Annotated in this window: 13 protein-coding genes and 1 pseudogene; 8 read left to right on the top strand and 6 right to left on the bottom strand. The window is 69.5% G+C overall.

Going from position 1 to position 20,613, the window contains the following annotated elements; translation table 11 throughout:
- Positions 1 to 79: 79 nt before the first annotated feature.
- The 7 genes and pseudogenes from ABAZ39_RS21675 (at position 80) to ABAZ39_RS21705 (ending at position 8,051) form a co-directional block, all read left to right on the top strand.
- Positions 80 to 559: a DUF721 domain-containing protein gene (locus tag ABAZ39_RS21675; protein WP_014198352.1), complete on the top strand. Its 480-nt coding sequence runs from the start codon at positions 80 to 82 to the stop codon at positions 557 to 559.
- Between the two features lie 108 nt (positions 560 to 667).
- Positions 668 to 1,348 carry a DsbA family protein gene (locus tag ABAZ39_RS21680; protein WP_247881680.1) on the top strand — a complete coding sequence of 227 codons (681 nt, stop codon included), beginning with the start codon at positions 668 to 670 and terminating at the stop codon, positions 1,346 to 1,348.
- A 25-nt stretch (positions 1,349 to 1,373) separates the two neighbouring features.
- Positions 1,374 to 4,836, top strand: a pseudogene (locus tag ABAZ39_RS21685) (chromosome segregation SMC family protein).
- A 102-nt stretch (positions 4,837 to 4,938) separates the two neighbouring features.
- Complete coding sequence (locus ABAZ39_RS21690; RefSeq protein ID WP_040134867.1) at positions 4,939 to 6,105, top strand: NAD(P)/FAD-dependent oxidoreductase; 1,167 nt, start codon at positions 4,939 to 4,941, stop codon at positions 6,103 to 6,105.
- A 26-nt stretch (positions 6,106 to 6,131) separates the two neighbouring features.
- Entirely contained in the window at positions 6,132 to 6,593 is a 462-nt protein-coding gene (locus ABAZ39_RS21695; RefSeq protein ID WP_247881681.1) for a hypothetical protein, read from the top strand.
- A gap of 160 nt (positions 6,594 to 6,753) precedes the next feature.
- The gene (locus ABAZ39_RS21700; protein WP_014198347.1) at positions 6,754 to 7,452 is read left to right on the top strand and encodes an OmpW/AlkL family protein; all 699 of its coding nucleotides are present in this window, start codon (positions 6,754 to 6,756) and stop codon (positions 7,450 to 7,452) included.
- A gap of 164 nt (positions 7,453 to 7,616) precedes the next feature.
- Complete coding sequence (locus ABAZ39_RS21705; protein ID WP_040134871.1) at positions 7,617 to 8,051, top strand: CBS domain-containing protein; 435 nt, start codon at positions 7,617 to 7,619, stop codon at positions 8,049 to 8,051.
- Between the two features lie 91 nt (positions 8,052 to 8,142).
- On the opposite strand, the gene ABAZ39_RS21710 is transcribed toward ABAZ39_RS21705, so the two are convergent.
- The 5 genes from ABAZ39_RS21710 to ABAZ39_RS21730 all read right to left on the bottom strand — a co-directional run bounded on the left by ABAZ39_RS21710 (position 8,143) and on the right by ABAZ39_RS21730 (position 15,050).
- Positions 8,143 to 8,787: a response regulator gene (locus tag ABAZ39_RS21710; RefSeq protein WP_014198344.1), complete on the bottom strand. Its 645-nt coding sequence runs from the start codon at positions 8,785 to 8,787 to the stop codon at positions 8,143 to 8,145.
- A gap of 448 nt (positions 8,788 to 9,235) precedes the next feature.
- Complete coding sequence (locus tag ABAZ39_RS21715; protein ID WP_040134873.1) at positions 9,236 to 11,026, bottom strand: acyl-CoA dehydrogenase C-terminal domain-containing protein; 1,791 nt, start codon at positions 11,024 to 11,026, stop codon at positions 9,236 to 9,238.
- A gap of 17 nt (positions 11,027 to 11,043) precedes the next feature.
- Positions 11,044 to 13,377, bottom strand: a complete 2,334-nt coding sequence (locus tag ABAZ39_RS21720) for a 3-hydroxyacyl-CoA dehydrogenase/enoyl-CoA hydratase family protein (RefSeq protein ID WP_040134875.1) — start codon at positions 13,375 to 13,377, stop codon at positions 11,044 to 11,046.
- 27 nt (positions 13,378 to 13,404) lie between these two features.
- Positions 13,405 to 14,568: a thiolase family protein gene (locus tag ABAZ39_RS21725; RefSeq protein ID WP_051658339.1), complete on the bottom strand. Its 1,164-nt coding sequence runs from the start codon at positions 14,566 to 14,568 to the stop codon at positions 13,405 to 13,407.
- The gene (locus ABAZ39_RS21730) at positions 14,565 to 15,050 is read right to left on the bottom strand and encodes a MerR family transcriptional regulator (protein WP_040134878.1); all 486 of its coding nucleotides are present in this window, start codon (positions 15,048 to 15,050) and stop codon (positions 14,565 to 14,567) included. The genes ABAZ39_RS21725 and ABAZ39_RS21730 overlap by 4 nt, the downstream gene beginning before the upstream one ends.
- Positions 15,051 to 15,335: 285 nt before the next feature.
- Here ABAZ39_RS21730 and ABAZ39_RS21735 point away from each other — a divergent pair, with 285 nt between their 5' ends.
- A complete protein-coding gene (locus ABAZ39_RS21735; RefSeq protein ID WP_040134880.1) occupies positions 15,336 to 15,518 on the top strand; it encodes a hypothetical protein in 183 nt (60 codons plus the stop codon).
- A gap of 92 nt (positions 15,519 to 15,610) precedes the next feature.
- Here ABAZ39_RS21735 and ABAZ39_RS21740 read toward each other — a convergent pair whose 3' ends face one another.
- Positions 15,611 to 20,461, bottom strand: a complete 4,851-nt coding sequence (locus ABAZ39_RS21740) for an alpha-2-macroglobulin family protein (RefSeq protein ID WP_040134882.1) — start codon at positions 20,459 to 20,461, stop codon at positions 15,611 to 15,613.
- Between the last annotated feature and the right edge of the window lie 152 nt (positions 20,462 to 20,613).

Here is a 20,613-nt window from a genome sequence, read left to right on the forward strand (position 1 = left end):
GGCACGCTGGCGAAGTCCGGTCCGCTTGCGCTAGGGTGCGCGGACGATCACCAGAAAGCCCCGACCAGGAAGCCTTGACATGAACGGACCGCGGCGTATCGGCCAGACCGTCCCCGAGGTGGCCGGCAAGGCGCTGGGCAAACGCGGGCTGGCCTTCGGCTCGCTCATCAACGACTGGCCGTCCATCGTCGGCCACCAGTTGAGCCTGCGCACCGCCCCCGACAAGCTGAGCTTTCCCCGCGGCAAGCGGGAGGACGCCGTCCTGCACATCCGCGCCATGGGCGCCATCGCGCTGGAGCTTCAGCATCTGGAACCCCAGATCGTGGAGCGGATCAACAGCTTCTTCGGCTACCGCGCGGTGGCGAAGATCAAGCTGATCCACGCCGCCCCGCTGACCATACAGAAGCCCACGGTGCGCCCGCGCGACCTGACCATGGACGAGGAGTTGTCGGTGATGACCACCACCGCGACGGTGGAGGACGAGGAATTGCGGGCCACGCTGGAGCGTTTCGGGCGGTCGCTGCTGGCCCGCCCGCGTCCGGCACCGCGCCGCCGCTAGCATCATGCGATCCCCTTCGGGCGGGAGCCGGCTCGGGCTGGGCCATACTCTTGCCGCAAAAGGGGAGTTTCGATTATACCATCAACATCTGGTAGGGATGAGGCCAAAGTGAACCGCAACCTTTTGGGCATTGTTGCTCTGATCGCGGTCGGCATGACGCTGATCATTGGGCTCGCCGTTGCCGGCTCCCGGCCGTCGAACGGGCAGACTCTGCCGGTGCAGCCGCCCGTGCAGACGGCGCAGGCTCCGGCGCCCTCGACCGCCGACCTGCTGGCGGACCGGGTGCTCGGCAACCCCAACGCTCCGGTGACGATCCTCGACTATTCGTCGATGACCTGCCCGCACTGCGCCGCCTTCCACACCGAGACGCTGCCGAAGATCAAGGAAGCCTACATCGACACCGGCAAGGCGAAGCTGATCTTCCGCGACTTCCCCTTCGATCAGGCGGCGCTGCGCGCCTCCATGCTGGCCCGCTGCGCCCCGGCGGAGCGCTACTACCCGCTGCTCGACGTGCTGTTCAAGAGCCAGGGCCAGTGGAGCCGCGCCGCCGACCCGGTCAAGGCGCTGGCCCAATACGGCAAGCTCGCCGGCATGAGCGAGCAGGTCATCAACGCCTGCATGGCCAACCAGGCGCTGGCCGACGGCATCCTGCAGAGCCGGCTGGTCGGCCAGGACAAGTACAAGGTGGAGGCCACCCCGACCTTCGTCCTCAACGAGGGCGCGGCCACCATCAGCGGCGCGCAGTCCTTCGAGACCTTCGCCGCCGCCATCGACAAGCTGGTGAAGTAAGGACCGGGCAGAAGGCTTCGATCCCGTGCACTTCACGCGCCTCCGCCTGTCCGGCTTCAAGTCGTTCGTCGACGCCACCGATCTGGTGATCGAGCCGGGCATGACCGGCATCGTCGGCCCCAACGGCTGTGGCAAGTCGAATCTGGTGGAGGCGCTGCGCTGGGTGATGGGGGAAACCTCCGCCAAGCGCATGCGCGGCGACGACATGGACGACGTCATCTTCGGCGGCACGGCCAATCGTCCGGCGCGCAATCTGGGCGAGGTCGCCCTCCTCATCGACAACCGCACGCGCACCGCCCCCGCCGGCTTCAACGAGCACGACGAGCTGGAGGTGACGCGGCGGATCGAGCGCGGCAACGGCTCCGATTACCGCATCAACGGCAAGCTGGTGCGCGCCCGCGACGTCCAGCTCCTCTTCGCCGACAACGCCTCGGGCGCCGCCTCCCCGGCGCTGGTCAGCCAGGGCAAGGTCGGCCAGATCATCAACGCCAAGCCGCAGGACCGCCGCGTGCTGCTGGAGGAGGCGGCGGGCATCACCGGCCTGCACTCCCGCCGGCACGAGGCGGAGCTGCGGCTGCGGGCGGCCGAAGCCAACCTCATGCGCCTCGACGACGTGATCGGGGCCATGGACACCCAGCTTCAAAGCCTGAAGAAGCAGGCCCGGCAGGCTGCCCGCTACCGCAACCTGTCGGAACAGATCCGCAAGGCGGAGGCGGTGCTCTGGCACCTGCGCTGGATCGCCCATGAAGGCGAGCTGGCCCGCGCCCGCGGCGCCTTCGCCAAGGCCGAGGGCGCGGTGCGGGAATTGATGCTGGCGGTCACCCAATTGACCACCCGCCGCACCGATGACGCCGCCGGGTTGCCGGAAAAGCGTCAGGCCGAAGCGGCCGCCGCCGCCGCCCTGCAACGGCTGGTCATCGCCAAGGAACAGCTCGACGCCGAGGAGAAGCGGGTCGCCGAGCAGCAGCGCGCCCTGCTCTCCCGCCTTCAGCAGATCGCCGGCGACCTCGGCCGCGAGGAGGCTCTGGCCGCCGACGCCAGCGACGCCCTGGCCCGGCTGGAGGCCGAGCGCGACCGGCTCCTCGAAGCCCAGGCCGACGAGGAGATGCTGGAGGAGGCCGCGCGCGACGCGCTGGCCGACGCGCGGGAGGCGGTGGACGCGCTCGACCGCGAGCTGACCCGCCTGACCGAGCAGACCGCCGCCGGCGAGGCCCGCCGCGCCGCCACCCAGCGGCAGGTCGCTGATTTTGAAACACGCGCTGCCGGGCTCGCCAAACGCCTCGCCGAGCAGCAGGCGCAGCGCGACGCGCTGGAGCGCGAGATCGCCGCCCGTGCCGACGTGGCCGAGTCCGAACTGGCCGTCGAGCTGGCCGAACAGCGGCTGGAGGACGCCCGCGAGACCGCCGAGCGGGCCGAGCGGGCCAAGACCGACGCCGAACCCGCCCAGGCCCGCGCCCGCGAAGCCCTGCAAACCGCCGAGTCCGCCCGCGCCAAGCTGAAGGCGGAGGAGAAGGCGCTGGCCGAGCTGCTGTCCGCCGGAGCGGGGGACCTCTTCCCGCCGCTGGTCGACGCGGTGACCGTCGCCCCCGGCTATGAGGGCGCGTTGGCGGCGGCGCTGGGCGATGCGCTGACCGCCCCGCTGGACGAGGCCGCCCCGGTCCACTGGCATCCCCTGCCGCCCTACACCGACGCCGCTCCCCTGCCTTCAGGGGCGGAGCCGCTGGCCGCCCGCGTCCAGGGACCGGCGGCGGCCGCCCGCGCCCTGTCGCACATCGGCGTGGTCGCCGACGACGCGGCGGGTGCGGCCCTGGCCGCCGGCCTCGCCCCCGGCCAGACCCTGGTCAGCCGCGACGGGGGAGCGTGGCGCTGGGACGGGTTGACCGTTCAGGCCGGCGCCCCGACCGCCGCCGCCGTCCGCCTGAAGCAGCGCAACCGCCTGAACGAGCTGCGCGGCGAGTTGGACCTCGCCGACGAGCGGCTGGAGGTGGCCCGCGACGCCCTGGACGAGGCCAAGCGCGCCGTCGAGGAGGCCGCACAGGCCGACCGCCGCGCCCGCGACGCGGTGCGTGACGCCTTCGCCGGGGTGACCGCAGCCCGCGACCGCCACGCCAAGCTGGCCCGCGACGCCGCCGCCGCCGCGTCGAAGCTGGCGGCGGTGGTCGACGGCATCGCGCGGCTGGAGACCCGACCGGCAGGAGGCCGAGGCCGCTCTGGAGGAGGCGCGGGAGCTGCTGGACGCCCTGCCCGACCCGCGCGAGGGCCGCGACGCCGTCAACGACCGCCGCGCCACGCTCGCTGAGCATCGCGCCGTCCTCGCCGAGAAGCAGAACGCGCTGGACCGCCTGACCCGCGAGGCGCAGTCCCGCCGCCAGCGTCTGGCCGCCATCCAGCAGGACGTCGCCTCCTGGGGCACCCGCTCCGCCGGGGCGGGTGGTCGTGTGGCCGAGTTGAAGGAGCGCGCCGCCGCCGCCGAGTCGGACCTCGCCCAGTTGCAAAGCCGCCCGGCTGCGATCGAGGCCGACCGGCAGGCGCTGCTCGGCCGGATCAGCGAGGCCGAGCGCGCTCGCAAGCGCGCCGCCGACGCCCTGGCCGAGGCGGAGAACCGGTTGGCCGAGACCGAGAAGTTGCTGAAGCAGGCCGAATCCGGTCTGGCCGACGCCCGCGAGGCCCGCGCCCACGCCGAGGCTGCTGTCTCCGCTGCGCTGCAGAACGGCCAGACCCTGACGGAGCGCATCGCCGAACGGCTGAACTGCCGCCCCGAGCAGACCCGCGCCGCCGCCGATCTGCCCCCCGACGAGGCGATGCCCGACGTGGCCGTCGTGGAATCGCGCCTCGACAAGCTGACCCGCGAGCGGGAGAACATGGGGCCTGTCAATCTGCGCGCCGAGATCGAGGCGGCGGAGCTGGAAACGCAGATCGGCACACTGCAGACCGAGCGCGAGGATCTGGTCAGCGCCATCGCCCGCCTGCGCCAGGGCATCGCCAGCCTGAACCGCGAGGCGCGGGAGCGTCTGGTCGCTTCCTTCGACACGGTGAACCGCAATTTCCAGGAGCTGTTCATCCGCCTGTTCGGCGGCGGCAAGGCGCATCTGGAGCTGGTCAACGCCGAGGACCCGCTGCAGGCCGGATTGGAGATCTACGCCAGCCCGCCGGGCAAGAAGCTGCAGGTGCTGTCGCTGCTGTCCGGCGGCGAGCAGGCCCTGACCGCGCTGTCGCTGCTGTTCGCCGTCTTCCGCTCCAACCCCGCCCCGATCTGCGTGCTGGACGAGGTGGACGCGCCGCTGGACGAAGCGAATGTCGGCCGCTTCTGCGATCTGGTCGAGGACATCGCGCGGGAGGGCAACACTCGCTTCCTCATCATCACCCACCACCGTCTGACCATGGCCCGGGTGGATCGGCTGTTCGGCGTGACGATGGTCGAGCGGGGCGTCTCGCAACTGGTCAGCGTGGACCTGCAGAAGGCCGAGGAGCTGCGCGGGGCGGCGTAACCGGCTCCAATTGCCATTCGCGGGCTTTCACGGCTTCATTCCGTCCTCCCGGGCGCCTAAGATAAGGCGGATGAATGACCGGCCGGTCGCCGGAAAGGGAGAATGGACGTGGAGCGGGTGGATTTCCTGATCGTCGGCGGCGGCATGGCCGGCGCCTCGGCGGCCTACGAACTGGCGGCGCACGGCAGCGTCGCCGTGCTGGAGCGGGAGAGCCAGCCCGGCTACCACTCCACCGGCCGGTCGGCGGCGCTCTACACCCAGACCTACGGGCACCCGGTGGTCCGCGCGCTGACGGTGGCGAGCTGGGATTTCTACATCAACCCGCCGGACGGCTTTTCGGAACATCCTCTCCTGACTCCGCGCGGCGTCCTGCTGATCGGGCGGGCCGACCAGACCGCCGCGCTGGACCGCGACTTCGCCGAGGGCCGTCGGCTGACCCCGACCGTGGAGCGCCTCGACCGCGCCCAGACTCTTGCCCGCGCGCCTTTCCTCAAGGCCGATTACGTGGATGGCGCGGTGTGGGAGCCGGCGGCCATGGACATGGACGTCCACGCCATCCACAGCGGTTATCTGCGCGGGCTGAAGGCGCGCGGCGGGCGGCTGGTGACCGACGCCGGGGTGACGGCGCTGGAACGGCGCGACGGGCTGTGGATCGCCACCACCCCGGCGGGCGATTTCGCCGCTCCGGTGCTGGTCAACGCGGCGGGTGCCTGGGCCGACGTTCTGGCGGGCATGGCCGGGGTGCGCCCCGTCGGGCTGGTGCCGAAGCGGCGCACCGCCATCACCTTTGATCCGGTGTTCGCCGATCCCGTGTCCGCCGACCCGGCGGATGGGGCGGGACTCGCCGGCTGGCCGATGACCATCGACGTGGACGAACAGTTCTACATGAAACCGGAATCGGGCCGTCTGCTGCTCTCCCCCGCTGACGAGACGCCCGTGGAACCCTGCGACGTGCAACCGGAGGAGATGGACATCGCCGTCGCCATCGACCGTATGGAACAGGCGGTGCGCTTTTCCGTTCGACGTATCACGCACAAATGGGCGGGCCTGCGCAGCTTCGTCGCCGACAAGGTGATGGTGGTGGGCTACGACGAGTCCGCGGACGGCTTCTTCTGGCTGGCCGGCCAGGGCGGCTACGGCATCCAGACGGCGCCGGCCATGGGCCGCACCGCGGCGGCCCTGGCGACCGGACACGGCCTGCCGCCGGAGGTTGCGGCGCTCGGCGTGCGTGCGGAGGATCTGGCGCCGGCCCGGCTGCGGCGCCCCTGACGGGAGACACGGCGATGCGCGGAACGATGACGAGGATCGGTTTCGGTGCGGCTCTTCTGGCCGCCGGCCTTCTGGGCGGCTGCGCCAATCCGGCCGCCGATCAGGCGATGGTCGCGCAGAACGCGCTGATCGGCATGCCGAAGCAGACGCTGCTGTCCTGCGCCGGCGTTCCCGAACGGCAGGCCACCGCCGGGGACCTGGAATTCTTCACCTACCGCAGCAACCGGCTGTATTCCTACCCGACCTGGGGTGGCTACGGCGGCTACTGGGGCTACCCCTATGGCGCCTGGGGCGGCTACGGCTATGATGTGAGAAGCGTCGACTGCGATGCGACCTTCACCCTGCGCAATGGCGCGGTGGAGCGCATCGTCTATGGCGGGTCGTCCAGCGGCGGAAGCCGACTCGGCCAGTGCTACGTGATCGTACAGAACTGCCTGGGGCAAGTCCCCTCACAGTCCCCACAACCCTCCATGGCCCCAGCGCGTTAAGAGTTCCAGTCCATGCGACAACTCGTCGCTGTTGCAAAGCCGCCTCACTATGACGTTTTGGTTGAGGCGGCATAGCAACCCTAGAAAAACTCTGGTAATACATCTCCAGGCATTAAGCCAAAAAAACGACATCAGCTAATTCTGCCCTGGAGCGAATCCCATGACTTTCCTGAAGCGCGCCGCCGCCGCCCTGCTGGCGACCACGGCTCTTGCCGCCGTTTCCTCCCCGTCGCTGGCCCAGGATTTCAAGGGCAAGTCCGCCGGTGACATCCTGGTGCGCGCGCGCGCCCTGGCCGTGATCCCGCAGGAAAATGGTGACCTGATCGGCGGCGGTCCGTTCGGCGGCAGCAACATCGGCAGCGTGGACATCGAGAACGATTACATCCCCGAACTCGACGTCTCTTACTTCATCACCGACAACATCGCCCTGGAGCTGATCGCCGGCACCACGCGTCACAAGGTCTCCGGTTCGCTGATCACCGGCCACGACATCGACGTGGGCAAGGTCTCGCTCCTGCCGCCGACCCTGACCGCCCAGTACCACTTCTTCACGAAGGAGCGTGTCAGCCCGTACGTCGGCGCCGGCATCAACTACACCTGGTTCTACGACGAGACCGCTGCCCGGAGCACCAACGCGGACGGCTTCACGACCAACACGGTCGACTACAAGAACCGCTTCGGCTGGGCCCTGCAGGCTGGTGTCGACGTCGCCCTGACTGGCAACTGGTCTCTGAACCTCGACGTCAAGAAGATCTTCCTGAAGACCGACGTGACCGCCAACGTCAGCGGCGTTCCGGTCACCTCGGACGTCAAGATCGATCCGTGGCTGATCGGCATCGGCGTCGGCTATCGCTTCTAATCGGCGTCTCCGCGGCCTCCCCCACGGGAGGCCTCGCGAGGCCACGGAATTCAGGCCGGCTACCCCGAAAGGGGTATCCGGCCTGTTCCTTTTTGCGACTTCCTCGAGCAGCGACAGTGGGTGAGCATTCCCTTTCGTGAATCCGCGCGGGAGGAAGCACAGCCATGCACATTGCCGCCGTCTTGAAAAGGAAGGGCACGGAGATCATCACCGCCAATCCGGAGGACCGGATCGATGCGGTCGCCCGCAAGCTCGCCCATCACAAAATCGGCGCCGTCCTGGTGATGCGGGATGACGGCCGGCCCGCCGGAATCCTGTCGGAACGCGACATCGTCCGCGCCGTGGCTGCGGACGGTGCCGCCGCCCTGGAGCGGCCCGTCGGCGACCTGATGACCCGCGACCTCGTCACCGGAAGCCCGGCCGACACGGTGTCCCAGATCATGGGCGTGATGACGCAGCGCCGAATCCGCCATCTGCCGATCCTGGAGGACGGCGAACTCGTCGGGCTGGTCAGCATCGGCGATATCGTGAAGGCGCGGCTGGACGACGCGGAGCTGGAGGTCGAGTCCCTGCGCGGCTACGTCGCCGGGATGGGCTGAGCCACCCCCGCCACCCCATGAACGAAAACGCCCGCGGACGGTCCCGCGGGCGTTTCCAAAGGTCGAGCCGCCAAACGATCCGGTTTGACGGTCAGGCGGAGTGCGACTGCGGGAAGGCCATGGCGGCCTGGGTGCGGTTGCGCACACCCAACGACTTGAAGATCGCCGTCATGTGGATCTTCACCGTCCCTTCCGACAGGCCCAACTCGTGGGCAATCTGCTTGTTGGACTTGCCTTCGCGCAGGCGGTCCAGAACCTCGCGCTGACGCTGGGTCAGCAGATGGTCGAGCTGCGGGTCGCTGGGCGGGATGGCGCCGACGCGCACCTCGGCTTCCCCGGATTCACGCAGCACGGTCGGCGGCACATAGACACCGCCGGAGAAGATGAGATCCAGCGCGCTGAGCATGATCTTCACGCTGGAGGATTTCGGGATGTAGCCTGCGGCGCCATGCTCCAGCGCGTCGCGAACGTCGTGATGCGCTTCGGACGCCGACACGACCACGACCTTGGAGTCGGGCTGCTTTCCCCGCAGGTCTTGGATGCCGGAGAAGCCAGGCCAACCGGGCATGCGCAGATCGGTCAGGACGAGATCGTAAGTCTCGCCCTTGCCAGCCTTTTCCAGAAGCTCATCAAAGTTGCTGGCTTCCTCAAAGCTGGCACCCTCCTTCAGCTGCTCCAGCAGCCTGCGCAATCCCTCCCGGAAAAGCACATGGTCGTCTCCGATCAGGATTTTCATCTGGTGGTGCCCCCGTACTCAGTGCTTTCAATGGTCCGAACGTACAGCCCTGACACAAGGCCAGTGTTCCAAACCTCAGTTTCGGAAAAAATGAAGGTCATTTTCAAGCATCATATGACCCAATTCCAAAAGGTGTAGAAAGTCCTTATGCCGGGTAATGACACATCAGATGTACCACGATTCGGTGGGGTTGGACAACCCGAATTTAACCTTTGTCACATAACAGGCTCTGAGCAATGGCATTACCGAGCGACAGCAATATCCATTTCGCGCGTCGTCCATCCATGACGAAAGTGAACACGATTGTATCAAGCCATAGGCTTGATCATGACAAAGAGCCGTCGTTTTCGTACTTTCTATCTTTCGCATCTCTCGAAACGAAAAGGTCGGAACCGGTGCAGCATACACCGATCCCGGACCAAAGACATAGACCCCGTAAGGCTGATCCTCAGAAGGCGGTCTCTTCCATCTCCATCAGAGGCTTGGACCCGGCCATGATGGTGATGAACAGCGCGTTCGTCTGCGGCAACAGTTTCGCCATGTAGAAACGGGCCGTCCTGATCTTGGCCTCAAGGAAGGCCGCGTTTCCCTCCCCTGCCGCCAGCTTCGCCTGGGCGGCCTTGACCATCCTCAGCCACATCCAGCCGAGCGCCACCAGACCGAACAGGCGCAGATAGTCGGTGGCGGCGGCCCCCGCCTCCTCCGGGTCCTTCAACCCCTTCTGCGCGATGATGGCGGTCGCCTGCTGAAGCTTGGCGAAGGCCTTCGCCAGCGGCAGGACGAACTCGGCCAGTTCCTCCTTTTCCATGTCGGCCTCGATCTCGGCGCCGACGGGGTGGAAGAAGCGGCGCAGCAGCCGGCCCATGTCCTGCGGCAGCTTGCGCCCCACGAGGTCCAGCGCCTGGATGCCGTTGGTGCCCTCGTAGATCTGACAGATGCGAGCGTCGCGGACATACTGCTCCACGCCGGTTTCCCAGATGAAGCCGTGGCCGCCATGCACCTGCACCGCGATGTTGGCCGACTCGAAGCCGATGTCTGTGAACAGCGCCTTGACGATCGGCGTCATGAGCTGGACGAATTCGTCCGCCTCCTTGCGCGTCTTTTCGTCGGCGTGCTTCTCCGCCACATCCAGCTTGTAGCCGGCCAGGGCGCCGAGCGCGCGGGCGCCCTCGGTGTAGGCGCGGGCGGTCAGCAGGTTCCGCCGCACGTCGGGATGCACGATGATCGGATCGGCCGGCTTGTCGGGATGCGCCGTGCCCTTCAGCGAGCGGCCCTGGAGCCGTTCCCGGGCGTAGGCCACCGCGTTCTGATAGCTGACCTCGGCCACCCCCAGACCCTGGATGCCGACGGCGAGTCGGGCCGCGTTCATCATCACGAACATCGCCCGCATGCCCTTGTGCGGCTCGCCGACCAGCCAGCCGGTGGCGTCCTCGAAGTTCATGACGCAGGTCGCCGACGCCTTGATGCCCATCTTGTGCTCGATGGAGCCGCAGGCGACGCCGTTGCGCGGGCCGACGCCGCCGTCCTCGTTGGGCAGGAACTTTGGCACCAGGAACAGGCTGATGCCGCGCGTCCCGGCCGGCGCGTCGGGCAGGCGCGCCAAGACCAGATGCAGGATGTTCTCGGCCAGGTCATGCTCGCCGGCGGAGATGAAGATCTTCGTGCCGGTGATCTTGTGGCTGCCGTCCTCCTGCGGGACGGCCCTGGTGCGGATCAGCCCCAGGTCGGTGCCGCAATGCGGCTCGGTCAGGCACATGGTGCCCGCCCAGGTGCCGTCGACCAGCCGGCCGAGGAAGCGCTGCTTCAATGGGTCCGACCCATAGGTGGAGAGCGCGTTGTAGGCGCCCAGCGACAGGCCGGGATACATGCCGAAGCTGAGGTTGGCGGAGCAGATGAACTCCTCCAGCATGGTGTTGACCAGCTTGGGCAGCCCCTGCCCGCCATAGGCCGGGTCGCAGGACAGCCCCTGCCAGCCCGCCTCGATGTAGGTGGCGTAGGCCTCCTTGAAGCCCTTGGGCGTGCGCACCACGCCGTTCTCGAAGCTGCAGCCCTCGCCATCGCCCGACTGGTTCAGCGGGAACAGGACCTCCTCGCACAGCTTGGCACCCTCCTCCAGGACCTGGGCGATCAGGTCGGGGGTGGCGTCCTCGTAACCCGGCAGTTCGGCCAGCTTCCCCGCCCCGACGATCTCGTCGAGGACGAAGCGGACATCCTCCAGCGGAGCCTTGTAGATCGGCATTGCTCAGTCCTCCCCCATCAGTTCCGCAGCGGCTTGCCGGTGGTCAGCATGTGCTCCACCCGGTCGATGGTGCCCTCGGTGCGCACCAGTTCCATGAAGGCCCGGCGTTCCAGCGCCAGCATCTGGTCCTCGGTCACCGGCTGGGTGACGTCGGCCTTCGGCCCGCCGGTCAGGATTTCGGCCAACTTGCCGCAGACGACCATGTCGTGCGGCGTCGCCTTGCCCTGGAGCGCGAAGCCTTCGAGGAACAGCTCCAGCGCGGCTCGCCCGTTGGGGCCGGGCAGCGTGTAGGTGACTTTCTCGGGCGGGGTGTAGTTCGCGGCCAGTTCCAGCGCCTTGGCCTTGGCGTCGGCCAGCAGGCGGTCGCGGTTCATGGTGATGCCGTCGCCGGGGCGCAGGTACAGCAGGTCCTTGGCCTCCGCCGCCGACTTGGCGACCTTGGCGAGGCTGATGGTCTCGAAGGCTCCGGCGATCGGCGGCATCGGCCCCTTCGGCGTGCGGGGGTTGGCGGCGTGGCGGGCCAGCATCTCCGTGCAGCCGCCCCAGCCGGGGATCAGCCCGACGCCGACCTCGACCAGCCCCATGTAAGTCTCGGCGTGGGCCTGCACATGGTCGGAATGCAGCAGGATCTCACAGCCGCCGCCGAGCGCCATGCCGCTGGGCGCCGACACCACCGGGAAGGGGGCGTATTTCAGGGCGCGGTAGGCGCGCTGCCCGCCCTCCACCAGTTCCTCAATCTGCGGCCACAGCCCGACGTTCAGCGCGAACAGGGCGAGGCCGAGGTTGGCGCCGACCGAGAAATTGTCGGACTCGTTGTGGATGACCAGCGCCTTCCAGTCACCCTTTCCATCGCCGATCAGCTTCATCGCCTTGCCGTAGGCGGCCATGACGTCGCCGTCCAGCGCGTTCATCTTGCTGGTGAATTCGACGCACAGCACGCCGTCGCCGATGTCCCACAGGCTGGCCGAGCCGTTCTTCCACACCGGCTTCGACGCCCGCTTGATGTCGGACAGCAGCAGAACGCCATCGGGACGCACCACGGTGTCGTAGAGGCCGGCGGTGGTCAGATGCTGGAGCTTGCCGTCCTCAACCCGGTAGAAGGGCCGCCCGGCGGCCTGCTCGACCAGCGGCGGGACGGGGATGCCCTCGCTGCGGCAGAGGTCGGCGAACCAGGTGGTGCCCAGCCGGTCGATCAGCTCGAACGGGCCCTGCTTCCAGTTGTAGCCGAGCCGCATGCCCTCATCGACGGCGACGATGCTGTCGGCGATCTCCGGCACCAGCGACGCGGCGTAGGCCAGCGTGTGGGCCAGCACCCGGCGAGCATACTGCCCGGTCTTGTCGGGGAAGTCGGCCAGCGCCCGCAGGTCGCGCCCGGCAGCAGACACGCTCTCCAGCTTCGGCTTGTCGGAGCGGCGGTAGGCGCCGGTGGACAGGTCGATGGCTTCCTTGACCTTGGCCCCGCCGTCGCGGTTCAGGCGGTAGAAGCCGCCCTTGCCCTTGCGGCCCGTGTAACCCTCGGCGATCATCTTCGTGATGACGGGGTGCTCGCGGAAGGCGGCGCGGTAGGGGTCGTTCTCCGGCAGGGTCGCCAGCAGGCTCTTGGCGATGTGCGGCATCAGATCGAGGCCGACGAGATCGACCAGACCGAACACGCCGGTCTTCGGGATGCCCATGGGACGGCCGACGATGGCGTCGGCCTCCTCCACCGTCAGGCCGAGATCGACGGCGGCGTTGATCGCGGTCTGGATCCAATAGACGCCGATGCGGTTGGCGATGAAGCCCGGCGTGTCCTTGCAGCGGACCACGCCCTTGCCCAGCGCGCGGTCGCAGACGTCGGCGACGGCGGCCAGCGCGTCGGGCCGGGTGGCCTCGCCACCGACGATCTCCAGAAGCCGCATGTAGCGCGGCGGGTTGAAGAAGTGGGTGATGAGGAAATCGCGCTTGAAGGCGTCCGACTGCCCCTCGACCAGCACGCCCAGCGGGATGGTCGAGGTGTTCGACGACACCACGGACCCTTCCTTGCGCACCGGGTCGATGCGGCGGTAAAGGTCGGCCTTGACCGCCGGGTTCTCGACGATGGCCTCGACGATCCAGTCGACGTCGGCCAGCAGGGCAAGATCGTCCTCCAGATTGCCCGGAGTCACCAGCTTGGCGTTCTTCGGGTGCATGAAGGGCGCGGGGTCGGTCTTCAGGAGCCTCTGGACGGCCCCCTTGGCGATGGCGCTGCGGTCGTCATCCTCCTTGGCGGGGATGTCGAGCAGGACGACGGGGATGCCGGCGTTGGCGAAATGGGCGGCGATGCCGCTGCCCATCACGCCGGAGCCGATCACGGCGGCGCGTTTGATCTGCATGGTTGGTGCCTCCCTGTGCCGCCGCCGTCAGACCGCTTCCAGGACCGTGGCGATGCCCTGGCCGCCGCCGATGCACTGGGTGGCGAGCGCGAATTGCTTGCCCTCGCGCTTCAGCAGGGCCGCGGCCTTGCCGGTGATGCGGGCGCCGGTGGCGCCGAGCGGGTGGCCGAGCGCGATGGCCCCGCCGTCGAGGTTCACCTTGGCCGGGTCGATGTCGAGGTCGCGCATGCAGGCGATGGCCTGGGCGGCGAAGGCCTCGTTCAGTTCGATCACGTCGATGTCCCGGATGGACAGGCCGGCGCGCGCCAGCGCCTTCTGCGCCGCCGGGACCGGGCCGAGGCCCATCACCTCCGGCGCGCAGCCAGCCACCGCGACCGAGCGGATGCGGGCGAGGATCGGCAGGCCGTTGGCCTTGGCGTAGGCCTCCGTCGTCACCAGAACCGCCGAGGCGCCGTCCGTCAGGGGGGAGGAGGTGCCGGCGGTGACCGAACCGTCGGCCAGGAAGGCGGGCTTCAGGCCGCTCAGCGTCTCGCCATTGGTGCCGGGACGGATGCAGCCGTCGCGCTCCACGAGGCCGGCGGCGGTCTGAATGGCGACGATCTCCTCGACGAGGCGCCCGGCCTGCTGGGCCGCGGCGGCCTTGGCGTGGGACCCGGCGGCCATCGCCTCCTGGTCGGCGCGGGAAATCTCGTAACGGCGGGCGACATTCTCGGCCGTGACGCCCATCGAGCAGTAGGCCTCCGGATAATGGTCCTTCAGGCCCGGATGGGGCAGCGGGTTGTAGCCCATCATCGGGACGCGGCTCATCGATTCGATGCCGCCGCACAGGAAGACCTCGCCCGCCCCCATCTGGATGGCGCCGGCCGCCTGATGGATCGCCTGCATGGAGGAGCCGCAATAGCGGTTGATCGTGGTGGCCCCGGCGGTCAGCGGCAGCTTGGCCAGGAAGGACACGGTGCGGGCGATGTTCATGCCCTGCTCGCCCTCGGGGAAGGCACAGCCGACGACCACATCCTCGATGTCCTGCGGGTTGACGCCCGTGCGCTCGACCAGCGCCGCGACGACGTGGGCCAGCAGGTCGTCGGGACGGACCTTCGCCAGTTCGCCCTTGTTGGCGAAAGTGAAGGGGGAACGGGCGTAGCCGGCGATGACGACCGGGTTGGCGGGCGTGGTCAAAGGCGCCGAGGTCATGGTTGCGTGTCCTCCGGGGTGTGCGTCTCCGTGATTCCGTTCTTGCGGAAATGGTCGGAGATCTGGGTGTCGATGATGCGCAGCTCGCCCAGCGTCTGCTGGACGTCCTGAAGCTGCCGTTCCAGGTCGGCGATGCGGCGGCGGGCGATGCGCTGCATGAAGCGCATCTGCTCCTTCTGGATCTCATCCGCGTCGTAGAGGGTGAGGAATTCCTTGATCTCGGCGAGGCTGAAGCCCAGCCGCTTGCCCCGGCAGATCAGCGCGAGGCGCGCACGGTCGCGGTGGCTGTAGACCCGGACGGTGCCGTCGCGCTGCGGCGCCAGCAGCCCCTCGTCCTCGTAATGGCGGATGGTGCGGTGGGTCAGCCCGAATTCGTCGGCCAGTTCCCCGATGGCGAAGGAGCGCCCGGCACCGTCAGCGCCGGCGGCGAATCCGTCGTCGCCGCGCACGCCCAACCCCATCAACCTTGCGGGTTGCGACATTCCCCACCCTTCCCTTTATCGTCATTGGTTGACGTTTACGTAAAGGTAAGGCGCTTGCCATTTGCTGTCAAGCGGGCAGCCCGCTCTCTTTCCGATGTCCAAGGCGGGGGTGCGGCGCGGGCGCGCTGTGACAGCATGCCACGGGCGGTGCGCCTACCCAGCTATGGCAGGCTCGGGGCATTCAACAAAAAGCCGCCGACGAAACCGGGCCATGAAGGCCGGACGCAACGGCCGGTCGCAGGGCAGGACAAACCGGAGTAACGGCAAACAGGGTTGGGACAGCCGATGTCGTCGCGCGCCATCGTATCGCTGGGCGTCTGGATACTCGCCATGGTGCTGATCGGCACTTTGACGGTCGGGGTCGCGTTGCTGTTCTACGTGGCGCTGACCGCCTTCTTCGCGGTCGTGGTGGCGATCCTGATGCTCATCACCCGACAGCGCGACAACGAGCACAAGACGATCGTCTGACACCGGTCAGGACTGGGACGGCCCAGCTTGGAAACAAGAAAAGCCCCATCGCCCGCGCACGGCGGACGATGGGGCTTCTTCGTTCGGTCCGCCTACTCCGGCAGGACGCGCAGGCGCGACGCGGCGGTGCGGGCCGACTGGTGCGGGCGGTAGAGGTCTTCCACGGTCGCGCCGGGCTGGGCGTAGTCGCCGGGCGTCACCGCGCGCACCAGATAGACTAGCCGGAAACGCGGCGCCTGCTTCGTCATGTCGAGCGCGGCGACGAAGCGGTCGTCGCGGTAATCGACGGCGCGCGGCGCGGTCAGCTCGCCCAGCCAGGACAGGTCGCCCAGCGGCGCCCCGCCCCCGGCGAAGCGGGCGGCCTCGATCTCGAAGCCGGCGGGCAACGGATCGGACACCAGAACCTGCCGGTCCACCGGATCGGAGGCGCTGCCCTCCAGGATCACCACCAGCCGGTCGTTCGGACGGACGGCGCCCGGATCGGCGGGGCGGCCGGTCATGTCGAACAGGCTGCGGGTCACGGTCATGCCCTGCTCCTCCGCCCCTGGCGCCGCGTCGGCGAGGCCGGACACCGACAGGATCTGGCGCAGCGGCTCGCCCCCGGCGTTGCGGATGGCCGGCGGGGCCGCCGGGTCGATGCGCTGGAACAGCGGCTTCGCCCCCTCGGTGACCTGATCGGCCCCTTGCTGGTCCTTCTGGGCGATCTTCATCGACGGCGCCCGGTCGATCAGCGCCTTGGCCGCCTGGAGAAGCCACGCCTGCTCCTGCACGCCGGTGGTGCGGACGGCGGCGTAGGTCTTGGACAGGCGCTCGGTCGCCTGGGTCAGGCGCTCCCGCTCGACCACGCCGCTCTCGCCCATCAGCGCCACTACGCCGGCCTCGTCGCGCAGGGACGAGCCGTAGTCGCGCAGGCTGGCCGACACGACGCGGGCGCCGGACAGCCGGCCGAAGGCTTCCGCCGCACGGTCCTTGTCACCCAGCGCGGCGATGGCCGTGGCGACCTGGGCGCGGGCGAAGTCGGTCTGCAGCTTGTCCCAGAAGGTCTCCTGGAAGTAGCGCACCGCACCGGCGTCGATCATCTTGGCGCGGGCCAGCACATAGAGCGCGTAGGCGCGGGCCGGCTGCTCGTCGGCCTCCACCCAGGCGTTGTCGAGCGCGCCGCGCAGCCCGTCCAGCCCCTTGCGATACGGCCCCTCCGGCACGCGGTAGCCGGCGGCCTTGGCGCGGCCCAGGAAGTCGAGCGCGTAGGCGGTCAACCAGGAATCGGCCTCCCCCTTCGGCGACCAGGCGGCGAAGGCGCCATCCATCCGCTGGAAGGTCAGCACCCGGTCGACCGACCGCTGGACCCGCGCCTTCACCCGCTCGTCCGAGGCGACGCCCAGCGCCACCGCCACGTCGCCCAGCGACAGCAAGGGCAGCGCGCGGCTGGCGGTCATCTCCAGCCCGCCGGGGCCGCCGCGCTCCAGCGCGGTCAGCAGGCCGGGAATGTCGAGGTCCGGCAGGTTGCCGAGCGACAGGGCCGCCGTCGCGGTCTCCGGACGCAGGCCGCTCAGCAGGTCGGCGGGCAGCTCGACGCTGCGCTCCGGGGCGAGCATGGAGGCGGTGCGGCGGGTGACCAGCGGCGAGGCCGGACGCACCGGGATTTCCCACTGGCGCGTGATGCGCAGGCCGTCCGGCCCGGTCACGTCAAGCGCGATGTGGCCGGTGCCGACGCCGTTGGCGGTCAGGACCCGCCCGGCGGTGGCCCGCTTGCCCTTGCCCAGCTCCGGCACGGCGATGTTGCCCTCACCGAGCGACACCGCGCCGCTGGCGATCAGGGAGATGCTGTAGGCGCCCGCCGGCCCGGCGACGTTGTCGAGCGTCACCGGAACCACCGCCCGGTCCCCCGGCGCCAGGAAGCGCGGCAGGCCCAGGTCGGCCAGCACCGGATCGGCGACCAGCATGGAGGATTCGGAGCGGCCCAGCTTGTCCCCGCTCCAGGCCACGGCCATCAGGCGCAGCCGGCCCTGGAAATCGGGGACGTCCAGCGGCACCGCCACCTTGCCCTCCGGACCCACGGTCAGCACGCCGGAGAACAGGGAGACGACGCGCTCCGACTTCTGCGGAACGGTGACGCCGACCTGACGCAGCCGCGGAGCGGCGCCGGGGCGCGTGCGGGTGGCGTCGAGGACTGCCGGATCGATCAGCCGCCCGAAGGAATCGCGCAGTTCCACGCCCAGGCGGCGCTTGCCCAGATAATGGTCGATGGGATTTGGCGAATGCTGGTCGGTGAGCTGGAGCACGGCATCGTCAACCGCGGCGACCGTCACATAGGCCGGTTGGCCCTCCGGCGCGCCCTCCACCACCACCTCGGCGGTGACGGAGCGGCGGGGCTCGGTCTGCGCCGGGGCGGCGACGCGCACGTCCAGCGCCCGCTCGTCCCCGTCCACCGCCAGCCAGGACAGGCCGACGGCGCGGCGCGCCACGCCCTTCGACGGGCCGCCCGCGGCGTCCGGCGCGCCGAAGGCGGTCGCCAGCACATAGACGCCGCCGGTCCAGGTCGGATCGACGGGGATCTCCAGGAAGGCCCCCTCCGGCCCGATGCGGCGGGTCGAGGCATCGCGGATCTTGCGGTCGGCGACGGTGATCAGCACCTCGCTGTCGTAGGGCGGCTTGACATAGACCCAGGCGGTGTCGCCGCCCTTGTAGGCGGGCAGCATGACGGTCACGTCCACCTGATCGGGACGCTCGCCGGCGGTCGGGGTCATCCACCAGCCGGCGGCGAAGCGCAGGCTGCTCGCCACGCCGGTCTTGGGGTCGAACACCTCCAGCCGGTAACGGCCGGCGGTCACCGGGGCCTCCACGGAAGCCGGCTTGGCCGCCTGGGCGGCGAGCGTGCCGCCAGTCACCCGCTGGTCGCGCACCGTGACCTTGTAGTCCCAGCGCCCGTTGGCCTCGAACCAAGCGTAATCGTATTCCTCCTCGAACAGCTCGTAGGAGAGGTCCTCCTTGTCCATCGGCTGGCCGTCCGGCCCAACCGCGACCACGTCGAAGCCGGCGGTGGCGCCTTCCGGCACCCCGTCGCCCTCGAAGCGCGGGCGGATGCCGACGGCGAAGGGCTGGTGACGCACCGGCAGGACCAGATCGCGGCTGACCGAGCGGCCCCCGATGTCGAGCAGGGTGGCCCGGACCACCGCCTCCAGCGGCTTGGTGCTCTCCGGCGCCTTGGGCAGCGCGAGATCGGCCTTGGCCTGCCCGTTGCGGTTGGTCGTGAAGCCCGGCAGGTCGGCGCGCAGCGGCTTCACCTCCTCCTGCGTGAGGCCGAAGCGGTAGCCGGGAAGGTTCGGGTAGGGATTCGCCGCGGCGCGCAGCGTCACCGCCAGTTCGCCCGGCAGGCCCGCCGCCGGAGCGCCGTAGAGGAAATGCCCGTCAATGGTCAGGGTCGTCTTGCCGTCCGCCGGAAGCTCCGCCGCCTCGGCCGCCAGGGCAACCTCAAGGCGCGGCGGCACGAAGTCCTCGACCAGGAACTCGGCGCGGCCCAGCACCGGCCCCATGCTGTTCGGCTGGCTCCCGGCCTCCGGCTCGCCGTGGGCGGTGACGGCCCAGGTGCCGGTCATGGCGTTGGCCGGGATCTCGACGCGGGCGGCGAAGCTGCCGCCGCCGGATTCGGCGAGCGGACGGCGATCCACCTCGAAGCCGTCCGGACGCTGGATCTTCAGCGTGACGGGACGGCCGGTGACCGGCTTGGCGTCGGCGTCGCGCAGCAGCGCCGCCAGATGCACCGTCTCGCCGGGGCGGTAGATGCCGCGCTCGGTGTAAAGGAAGGCGTCGGGCTGGCCTGGGACCGGACGCGCCGGGACCGCCACCGCGACGCCGCCCGGCGCCGCGTTCGGCGCCCCGGCCGCCGGCGGCGCGTTGGCCAGCGTCGGCGTGACGAGGTCGAGGAATCCGAAATCCCCCGCCCCGCGGTAGGCGAACAGCGCCTGCACCGGCTCACGCCCGGCGGCGCGCAGGGCGGCGAGGTCGAAGCGCGCCAGCCCGTCCGCACCGGTCAGCGCCTTGCCAAGCTCCTCGTTGTTGCGGGCGAGCAGGCGCAGCTCGACGCCGGCCTCGGGCGTTGCGCCCTTGACGGAGCGGGCGAAGACGACCAGCGCGTCCTCACCGGTGATGGCGTTCAGGCCGAGGTCGGAGACGACGAACCACTGGGTCGCCTTGTGGTCCCAGCCGCCGGGCTTGATGTCCTCGGTGCTGGCCACGGCGATGTAGACGCCGGGCTCCAGCCGGCCCAGGACGGCGTCGATCGGAAAGGGCGTCACCACCGCCTGGTTGCGGCTGTTGCTGATCGCCATTTCCCCGCGCCACACCTCCTGGCCGGAGCGGTCGAGGATCTCGCCGACCTCGTGGTCGGACATCTGCTGGCCGATGCGGCCGAAATAGATCTTCTCGACCAGACTGCGGTCGTTGATCCGCAGCACCTGGAGCTTCGCCCGGTCGAGGTTGATGGAGCGCAGCGGCAGCCCGTCGGCGCCGATACGCGGCAGGATGTAGCCCGCCCCGCGGAAGGCCAGCGCCGGCTTGCGGTTCGGCACCTCGATGTCGCGCGCGTCGGGGTTGGGCAGGCGCTTCCCGTCGCTGCCCGGCAGCCCGTCGCGCAGGGTGATGCGGTAGCTCTGCCCGTGCTTCAGCCCCTCGACGCAGAGCGTGCGGTCGCGGGCGACGGCGGTTCCGTCGAAAGCCGCCCCGCCAGCCGATGGAGTCACTTCCACATAATCGCGGTAGTTCACCGCGCGCGACTTCTCCAGCCGGTCGGTGAAGGTGAAGCAGGCCTGCGGCACGTCGCGCTCCGCCACCACCTCGGCGGAGGAGACGCCGAAGGGCACCGGCTCGGGCGGCGCGTCGGCGGCGATGACGGGGGTTGAGGACGCGACGAGGACGGCACAGACACGCGCCACTGCACGCAACATTCGATCTTCCCTGGACCAGCCGCCCGGCGCGGCGCGCGCGGGCCTATGCGAAAACTCCGGGCCTGCGAAAACACCGTTTTCGGCAAACCGGCGCGGAGTATGCCGAAGCGCCCCTGGTTTCGCCACGGCTTTGCGGCCCCGCCCGGAAAATC

It is taken from the genome of Azospirillum argentinense (genome assembly GCF_000632475.1).
Classification (GTDB): domain Bacteria; phylum Pseudomonadota; class Alphaproteobacteria; order Azospirillales; family Azospirillaceae; genus Azospirillum; species Azospirillum baldaniorum.